The sequence below is a fragment of the Pseudomonas sp. HMWF006 genome (assembly GCF_003061205.1).
Classification (GTDB): Bacteria; Pseudomonadota; Gammaproteobacteria; order Pseudomonadales; family Pseudomonadaceae; genus Aquipseudomonas; species Aquipseudomonas monsensis.
In genome coordinates this window covers 2,429-8,965 of record NZ_QAIU01000577.1, presented here as the reverse complement: position 1 = coordinate 8,965, position 6,537 = coordinate 2,429, and the positions used below count along the sequence as shown (strand labels likewise).

Sequence of the window (6,537 nt, the reverse complement as noted above, 5' to 3'; positions counted from 1 at the left end):
CCATCTGCGTGTACGGCGCGCCGCCGACCAGCACGTCTTGCGTGGCATTCCACAGGCGTGGCTGAAAAGCATTCTTGATCAGCTCGCGATAAGTCGGACGCCGCGCACCGGATACGGGCGCGAGCACGGAGTCGCTGGAGGAAATCCGTTGTTGCTTGAGCATCAACTGGTCGAGCATGCGTCGGCCGATGTCGGCAAAGGTGCGACCGCCGCAGGACATTTCCACCGCGCTGCCAGGTGGGCCTACCGCTTGCGAAGCGGCAGACGCATTGTTGAGTGCGAGTCTGACTTTGGTCGCCACGGGGTTGCGCTCGCTGGTCACGTAAATGCCGGCATCGGGATCACGACTGCCGAACGGCGAAAAACCGTTGAACACGTTGTTGGCCCGCCCGTCCCAGAAATTGCGCACGTTGAACGCCGCATTGATCACCGACGGCGCATTACGCCCGGTGCTGCGTCGTACATTGATGCCGCCGACCTGAAAGATCCCGTCCGGTTGCTGCGTGCATTTGTCGAATCGCGGCTGATTGGGTTTGACGAAGTTGGCATCGAACACGCCTTGCGAGCCGACCACGTCATCGCTCGAGTAAACAATCGGCGAGTTGCGATCCAGTGGGTTGCTCAATACGTGGGTCGGGAAATCGCTCTTTTTCAACGTGTAGTTCGGCCCGCCCTTGCCGCCGGACAACGTCGCGTAAGACGCCACGTCGCCGGGAATATCCGAGGCGACAAAGGGTTTGTTGAAGATCGAGGCGACGTTGGCATTGGTGTGCGCCTGACCGGGGTTGAGCTGGTTGGTGATGCGGTGATCGACGCCGGCGTGGTAGTGGCAGGACGCACACGCCGTGGCGCCATCGCTGCCGACTTCCATGTCCCAGAACAGCGCCTTGCCCAGCAGGATCGCCGCGGAGCGGTTGAGCACGTAGTCGCTCATCAGGTCGACCTTGCGCCCGCCCTCGGTTCCGGATGGGTCGGGCGGAACCATGCCCCGCAAGGACTGCAGGCTGGGTATTTCCGGGACGGGCGAATCGACTTCGGCCGGTGCAGCGGCCAGCGTGTTGAAAGTGGCGAGTGCAAGGGCTGACCAGACAAGTCGGCAGATGTTCATGTGCTTCACCCTGACGTTGTTGTTATGCGTTTTGCCGGGCGAGAGGCGTCGTGGAGCAGGACTGGATGTCTCGTTTGCGCCGGTTAATGGGCGCAGTGCAATTAATTGGCCAGCTCCTGTAGAAACATTTTGCATCAATAAACGCAGAGGGCCGTACGCTGACAGCCACCGTTTCTGCTGGGGAATCGCCCCCAGAGTTGGGGATGAATTCAGCGCAAAAAAAAAACCGCTGCCCCTAAAGGAGCAGCGGTTTTTCAAGCGACCGCGTTAAGGCTTAGTAGCCCAGTGCGAAGTCTTCTTCTTTCATGTCCATCAGGTTGTTGGCGCCCGACAGCATGGTGGCCACGTGAGTACGGGTACGTGGCAGGATGCGCTGGAAGTAGAAGCGCGCGGTTTGCAGCTTGGCGGTGTAGAACGCTGCGTCGCCAGTGCCTTCTGCCAGCTTCTCGGCTGCCAGACGCGCCATGTCGGCCCAGAAGTAGGCCAGGCAGGCGTAACCGGAGTACATCAGGTAGTCCACGGAGGCCGCGCCGACTTCTTCGCGATCTTTCATGGCGGCCATACCGACCTTCATGGTCAGCTCGCCCCACTCTTTGTTCAGTGCAGCCAGCGGTGCAACGAATTCTTTAACGGCTTCGTTGCCTTCGTTGTTCTGGCAGAACTTGTGGACGATCTTGGTGAAGCCTTTCAGAGCCTCGCCTTGGGTCATCAGCACTTTACGGCCCAGCAGGTCGAGTGCCTGGATGCCGGTGGTGCCTTCGTACAGCATCGAAATGCGGCTGTCGCGAACGTTCTGCTCCATGCCCCACTCGGCGATGAAACCGTGACCGCCGTAGATCTGCACGCCGTGGTTGGCCGCTTCGAAACCGACTTCGGTCATGAACGCCTTGGCGATTGGCGTCATGAACGCCAGCAGCGCATCGGCCTTCTTCTTCTCTTCTTCATCGACGCCGTATTTGACGATGTCGACCTGTTTGGCGGTGAAGTACACCATCGCGCGGTTGCCTTCGGCGAACGCCTTCATGGTCAACAGCATGCGACGTACGTCAGGGTGCACGATGATCGGGTCGGCAGCTTTGTCCGGCGCTTTCGGGCCAGTCAGGGAGCGCATTTGCAAACGATCGCGAGCGTATTTCAGACCACCCTGGAAGCCGATTTCGGCGTGGGCCAGCCCCTGCAGCGCGGTCCCCAGACGTGCGGTGTTCATAAAGGTGAACATGCAGTTCAGGCCTTTGTTCGCCGGGCCGATCAGGAAACCGGTGGCGCCGTCGAAGTTCATCACGCAAGTGGCGTTGCCGTGGATGCCCATCTTGTGTTCCAGCGAACCGCAGCTCACGGCGTTGCGTGCACCGAGGGTGCCATCGGCATTCGGCAGGAACTTTGGAACGATGAACAGGGAAATGCCTTTGGTGCCAGCCGGTGCATCCGGCAGACGAGCCAGCACGATGTGGACGATGTTGTCGGCCATGTCGTGTTCGCCGGCCGAGATGAAAATCTTGGTGCCGGAAACTTTGTAGGAACCGTCGGCCTGAGGTTCGGCCTTGGTGCGCAGCATGCCCAGGTCGGTGCCGCAGTGCGGTTCGGTCAGGCACATGGTGCCGGTCCATTCGCCGGAAACCAGTTTGGTCAGATAGGCTTCTTGCTGCTCAGGGGTGCCGTGCTCGGAGATGGTGTTCATCGCACCGTGCGACAGGCCTGGGTACATGCCCCACGACCAGTTGGCTTCACCGACCATTTCGCTGACGGCCAGACCCAGCGACTCCGGCAGGCCTTGACCACCGTGCTCGACGTCGTGCGCCAGGCTTGGCCAGCCGCCTTCGACGAATTGCTTGTACGCCTCTTTGAAGCCCGTCGGGGTTTTCACGCCGGACTCGCTCCAGGTGCAACCTTCGAGGTCGCCCACACGGTTCAGCGGTGCCAGTACCTGCTCACAAAACTTGGCGCCTTCTTCGAGAATGGCGTCAACCATGTCTGGAGTTGCGTCTGCGCAAGCCGGAAGGCTCTGATAGTGCGCTTCGTAGCCGAGCAGTTCGTCACGAACGAAGCGAATATCACGCAAGGGGGCCTTGTAGTCAGGCATAGCGATAAACCTCTGCTGATGTAACCGGGAATGAACGACCGTGTTGATTTGTTGTGACGGTCAAACAGTTGTTTGAAACATACGTTTACGCCGAAATCTTGTCAAGCGTCGATCTTTTGCCGTTCGTCTTCCCTTCTTTCAAACGCCAGACACAGCAAACCGCCATGGACGCCAACGCGCCACAGGTACTGAAAAAAGATTAGTTGAGGAAGAAGGACTTACAACGCAAAACGCCGCGACAAGGCGCGGCGTTGTTCAGGCATGCAGCAAAAAATCAGGCAAACGTATCGATGATCGTACCGAGCATTTCATCGGAAGCCTTGGCGACTTTGACGCCCAGCTCCGCCTGAATCTTGCCTTGTGACATCTCGACCATATTGCTGGCCAGATCCGACTGCTGCGAACGATCGACACCACGCAGGCGATCGACCTGAACTTCGGACGACTGGCTGGTCACCGAGCGCTCAATGGTGCTGCTGGCGATCTGGCTGGCTGCCTGATCGACACGATTCTGCCCGGTCTGAATCGAGCTCAAACCTGCATAAAAAGCTGTGTTACCGGAGATTTCCATGAAAGCGCTCATCCTTGGGAAGGATCAATAGGCGCCATTGAATCAGACGCGCCAGAAAAACACCCGTCAAAAACACTAATGGCACAGTGCCTGCTCATAGCCAGCCTTCATGGGCTAAGCCTAGTCGAGCAGATCCAGTTGCAAATGTTCCGCCACTGCTTCGGCACTCAACGCCTTGAGCTTGGGCACGCGCCCCAGGCACGGCGCCGGAATCCGCTCGGCCAACGTGGCGAGGTTCTCCTCCAGCCGGGAAGTCTTCGGGTCGATGATATTCGCCACCCACCCCGCCAGTTGCAGACCATCGCGGGCAATCGCCTCGGCCGTCAGCAACGCATGGCTGATGCACCCCAACCGCACGCCGACCACCAGAATTACCGGCAACTTCAATGCAATCGCCAGATCGGACAGATTGTCCTGATCAGCCAACGGCACCCGCCAGCCGCCCGCACCTTCGATCAAGGTGAAGTCGGCGTTCATGGCCAGAATGGCGCGCATCGGCGTCAGCAACGACTGCACCGTCAGCGCAACGCCCGCCTCGCGCGCCGCCAGATGCGGAGCAATGGCCGGCTCGAACGCGACCGGATTGACCTGTTGATAACTCAGCGGCACCGAACACTCGGCGAGCAGCGCCAGGGCGTCGGCATTACGCAACCCCTTCGGCGTCACCTCGCAGCCGGACGCCACCGGTTTGCCCGCCGCCGTACTCAACCCTGCTGACCGCGCCGCATGCAGCAACCCGGCAGCCACGGTGGTCTTGCCCACATCCGTGTCCGTTCCGGTGATGAAATAGGCTGCGCTCATAAGGGTTTCTCCAACACGGCGTAAACCACTTGATAGGTCGCCGGCAATCCCTGTGCCTGACGGTACTGCTCGTAAGCCTCGACCAGTCCGAGAATCCGCGCCCGCCCGGTCAAACCGCCCGGCCGGCCGGGATTCAGATTGTGCGCACCCAGCGCCTTGAGCTCATGGGTCAGGCTGCGCACATCCGGGTAATGCAGCACGTGCGCCTGAGTCTGCAGACTCGCCGTGCGCAAACCACTGGCTGCGCACAACTGCTCATACCGGGCGAACTCGCGGAAGCGGTTGACGTGCACCAGGCCATCGACCTGACGCCAGCTGTCGCGCAACTCAAACAGCGTCCCGACACAAAGACTAGCAAACGCAAAAATCCCGCCGGGTTTGAGCACGCGATACGCTTCGCCGAGTACCGCTTCAAAATCCGCACACCACTGCACGGCGAGGCTGGAGAAGATCAGATCGCAGGTTTCATCGTGCAGCGGCAGACGCTCCGCATCACCGGCAATGAAGTGCTGAGCGCCACCCAACGGCCGTGCGTGAGTGAGCATGCCCTCGGCAATGTCCAGCGCCACGCCGTGACCGGCGACAAAGCGCTCGGCCAGTGCGCGAGTGAAATACCCGGTACCACAGCCCACATCCAGCCAGCGCGATGGGACAAAATTTACCGGCAAGCGCCGCAGCAACTGCGCACCGACATCCCGTTGCAACTCGGCGACGCTATCGTAACTGGCCGCTGCACGGGAAAAGGAGGCTGCAACCTGGCGCTTGTCAGGCAAGCCACCCGGCAGCACAAGAGACAGATCAGTCATCGGCGCACTCATGTAAAAACGCCTGGATCGCACCCGCTACTCCGTGCGGGTCTTCCAGCAGAAATCCGTGGCTGGCCTGTTCGATCAGACCAATTTCGATATCCGGCAGCAGGGCGAACAATGCGCCCGCCGCCTCGGCCGGCACCAATTCATCGAGGCCGGCAAACAGATGAAACTGCGGCCCGCGAAAGCTTTGCAACGCTTCGCGGGTGTCCAGTTGCGCGAGCAATTCCAGCCCGGCCATTAGTGCAGGCACAGCGGTGTGCGGCGCGCCACCGAGCATCAACCGGGACAGACCGCGCGAGTCCTGCGCGCCTTGGGCACACAACAGCGAGAAACGTTTGAGGGTGGTACGCGGGTCGGCATTACAGCCAGCGAGAAAGGCATCGAACGTCTCGCCCGGCATTGCGCTCGACCATTGCTCATGGACAACGAAGCATGGATTGCTCGCCAGCGTCAGCAACCCGCAGCACCGTTCGCCACGGCGCGCCGCCAGTTCGGACGCGAGCATGCCGCCCAGCGACCAACCGCCGAGCCAGACGTCTTGCGCGATGCGCTCATCGAGTTCGTCGAGCCAGTCTTGCGGGTCACTGGAGTCCAGCTCTGGCAACGGTTCGATCTCGACATGCAAATGTTCATCGAGGCCCTGCAACGCCGCCGCCAAAGGTTCCAGCGGCGAAACGCCGAGGCCCCAGCCGGGCAACAGAATCAGACGATTACGCATGGCTTGGCTCCGACGACAATTGGGCAAAGCAATCCGCCAGTCCTTCTAACAATAGCTGCACCTGCGCCTCGCTGTGGGCGGCGGTCAGGGTGACGCGCAGCCGAGCGCTGCCAGCAGGCACGGTCGGTGGACGAATGGCGGAGACCATCAGTCCACGTTCGCGCAACATCTGCGACAGGCGCACGGCGCGACCGGCATCGCCGATCAGAATCGGCTGGATCGGGGTGAAACTGTCCATCAGTTGCAGGCCGATCTGCCCGGCACCGTGGCGGAACTGGCGGATCAACGTTTGAAGATGCTCGCGGCGCCAATGCTCGGTGCGCAGCAGCTCCAGACTTTTCAGCGTGGCACAGGCCAGCGCGGGCGGCTGGCTGGTGGTGTAGATGTAGGGCCGGGCGAACTGGATCAGGCTTTCGATCAGCTCCGCGCTGCCGGCAACAAAGGCGC

General features: G+C 60.7%; 7 protein-coding genes. All 7 read right to left on the bottom strand.

Features of this window, described 5'->3' with window-relative positions:
* Window positions 1–1,108, bottom strand: a 1,108-nt coding sequence (locus DBR24_RS26465) for a cytochrome c peroxidase (RefSeq protein WP_305889144.1), incomplete at its 3' end; no start/stop codon positions are given.
* 274 nt (window positions 1,109–1,382) lie between these two features.
* Window positions 1,383–3,188, bottom strand: a complete 1,806-nt coding sequence (locus DBR24_RS26460; RefSeq protein ID WP_123469318.1) for a phenylacyl-CoA dehydrogenase — start codon at window positions 3,186–3,188, stop codon at window positions 1,383–1,385.
* A 274-nt stretch (window positions 3,189–3,462) separates the two neighbouring features.
* Complete coding sequence (locus DBR24_RS26455; protein ID WP_123469320.1) at window positions 3,463–3,759, bottom strand: pyrroloquinoline quinone biosynthesis protein PqqE; 297 nt, start codon at window positions 3,757–3,759, stop codon at window positions 3,463–3,465.
* Between the two features lie 120 nt (window positions 3,760–3,879).
* Complete coding sequence (gene bioD / locus DBR24_RS26450) at window positions 3,880–4,560, bottom strand: dethiobiotin synthase (RefSeq protein WP_123469322.1); 681 nt, start codon at window positions 4,558–4,560, stop codon at window positions 3,880–3,882.
* The gene (bioC, locus tag DBR24_RS26445; protein ID WP_128616184.1) at window positions 4,557–5,366 is read right to left on the bottom strand and encodes a malonyl-ACP O-methyltransferase BioC; all 810 of its coding nucleotides are present in this window, start codon (window positions 5,364–5,366) and stop codon (window positions 4,557–4,559) included. The genes bioD and bioC overlap by 4 nt, the downstream gene beginning before the upstream one ends.
* Window positions 5,359–6,090 (bottom strand): alpha/beta fold hydrolase, encoded by a 732-nt coding sequence (locus tag DBR24_RS26440; protein WP_128616183.1) that lies wholly within the window; start codon window positions 6,088–6,090, stop codon window positions 5,359–5,361. Before DBR24_RS26440 ends, bioC begins: the two co-directional genes overlap by 8 nt.
* Window positions 6,083–6,537 (bottom strand): aminotransferase class I/II-fold pyridoxal phosphate-dependent enzyme (locus DBR24_RS33940; protein WP_256591860.1); only part of this gene is annotated, 455 nt, incomplete at its 5' end. The genes DBR24_RS33940 and DBR24_RS26440, both read right to left, overlap by 8 nt.